Origin of the sequence: Albidovulum sp. (assembly GCF_049646345.1) — a bacterium.
Lineage (GTDB): Bacteria > Pseudomonadota > Alphaproteobacteria > Rhodobacterales > Rhodobacteraceae > Albidovulum.
The window spans coordinates 1-2,073 of the sequence record NZ_JBARVQ010000399.1; the positions used below are offsets into that span (position 1 = coordinate 1).

Consider the following 2,073-nt stretch of genomic DNA (forward strand, 5'->3'; position numbering starts at 1 on the left):
CCGATGCCCTCGGCGCAGGTGAAATCCGCCGTGCTGCTGGCCGGGCTGAATGCGCCGGGCCAGACGGTGGTCATCGAAAAGGAAGCGACCCGCGATCACACCGAGCGCATGTTGGCCGGTTTCGGGGCAGAACTGAGCGTCGAGGAAACTGCAGAGGCCGTGTCATTACGCTGACCGGCCAGCCCGAGTTGCGCCCGCAAAGCGTTGCGGTGCCGCGCGATCCTTCCTCTGCCGCTTTTCCTGTCTGTGCTGCGCTGATCGTCGAAGGGTCAGAGATCACGGTGCCCGGTGTCAGCCAGAACCTGACCCGCAACGGTATCTATATAACGCTGGTTGAGATGGGCGCCGATATCGCCTTTGAAAACCCGCGAGAGGAAGGGGGGGAACCGGTCGCTGATTTGCGTGTGAAGTTTTCCACCCTCAAAGGCGTCGAGGTTCCGCCGGAACGCGCGGCGAGCATGATCGATGAATATCCGGTTCTGTCGGTGGTTGCCGCCTTTGCCGAGGGCAAGACCGTGATGAAGGGCGTAAAGGAACTGCGGGTCAAGGAAAGCGACCGGATCGATGCAATGGCGCGCGGGCTCGAGGCCAACGGTGTGAAGATCGAAGAGGACGAAGACACGCTGATCGTGCACGGGATGGGGCCGGGTGGCGTGCCGGGCGGGGGCACCTGCGCGACGCATCTCGACCACCGCATAGCGATGAGTTTTCTTGTGCTTGGCATGGCCGCAAACAAGCCGGTCTGCATCGACGATGCCGGGCCTGTTTCAACGTCCTTTCCGGTGTTCGAGCCGTTGATGATGCGGCTGGGCGCGCAGCTGGTTCGGGGGAACAGGTGAGCGCGGCTTATCTCGGGACATGGCGGCTGGTACCGGAACTGTCGCATTACGACGCGGGCGGTCCGCCGGAAGGCGGCAGCTACCGGATTGAGGATCGCGACGGCGTGCTGCATTTCACCATCGACTGGGTCAAGGACGCGCAGGCCATGTCGGCCAGCTACATCGGCCATGCCGACGGCACCCCGGTGACGGCGCCACATCCGGGCGTGGACGAGGCTAGCGTTCTGCACGAGGACGACCGGACCCTATCGGGCAGCGCCACCGCGGGCGGCGCCGTGATCGCGCGGACTATGCGCAGGGTTTCCACAGATGGCCGGTTGATGAGCGTGCTGCAGGAAACGGCGAACGGGCAGGGCGGTTGGCACAAAACCTTCCAGCTCTATTTCCGGCAATGATCTTTACCGTCGCCATCGATGGCCCGGCCGCTGCTGGCAAGGGCACCATTTCCAAGGCAGTGGCGACGCATTTCGGTTTTGCGCATCTCGACACGGGCCTGCTGTACCGCGCCACGGGGCGGCGGGTTCTGGCGGGGGAGGAGCCGGTTGAAGCGGCGCAGGAGTTGAGGCCAGAGGATCTCGACCGCGATGACCTGCGGACTGCCGAGGTTGCGCAGGCCGCAAGTCGTGTGGCTGCGGTTCCCGAAGTGCGGGCAGCGCTCATCGCGTTCCAGCGCGCTTTCGCGAGGCGCGAGGGCGGCGCGGTGCTGGACGGACGCGACATCGGCACTGTGATCTGCCCGGATGCCGAGGTGAAGCTTTATGTCACGGCAAGCGATGAAGTGCGCGCGGCGCGGCGCTATCTGGAACTCAGCGCCAAGGGCGCCGCGACCTCACCCGCAGAAGTTCTGGACGACCTGAGGGCCCGCGACGCCCGCGACGCCGGGCGTGATACGGCCCCGATGAAGCCAGCGCCCGATGCGCTCTTGCTAGACACGACGAACCTGTCTATAGAAGCCGCCGTTGAAGAGGCCGTCAGAGCCGTGAAACAAAAACTTGAGCAGGGTCGGCGTTAATCACCGGCCCTGATTGTTTTACGGGGTTTGCGAGCACCAAGACACCAACCCAAAGACCTGCGGAGACAACCGCATGGCCCGTATAAACGTATGAAAAGGAACTGAACACGCATGTGCGCTAAAGCAACTATGGAAGAATTCGAAGCCCTGCTGCAGGAAAGCTTCGAGATTGACACGCCCGACGAAGGGTCTGTCGTCAAAGGCAAGGTCATCGCGATCGAA

The 2,073-nt window shown here is 63.3% G+C and carries 2 protein-coding genes and 1 pseudogene; all 3 read left to right on the plus strand.

Going from position 1 to position 2,073, the window contains the following annotated elements; genetic code table 11:
- Nucleotides 1-839, plus strand: a pseudogene (locus WBB85_RS09760) (3-phosphoshikimate 1-carboxyvinyltransferase); the annotation flags it as partial.
- Nucleotides 836-1,234, plus strand: a complete 399-nt coding sequence (locus WBB85_RS09765; protein ID WP_432638431.1) for a hypothetical protein — start codon at nt 836-838, stop codon at nt 1,232-1,234. The pseudogene WBB85_RS09760 and the gene WBB85_RS09765, both read left to right, overlap by 4 nt.
- Nucleotides 1,231-1,851, plus strand: a complete 621-nt coding sequence (locus tag WBB85_RS09770) for a (d)CMP kinase (RefSeq protein ID WP_432638432.1) — start codon at nt 1,231-1,233, stop codon at nt 1,849-1,851. Before WBB85_RS09765 ends, WBB85_RS09770 begins: the two co-directional genes overlap by 4 nt.
- The last annotated feature ends 222 nt before the right edge of the window (nt 1,852-2,073 follow it).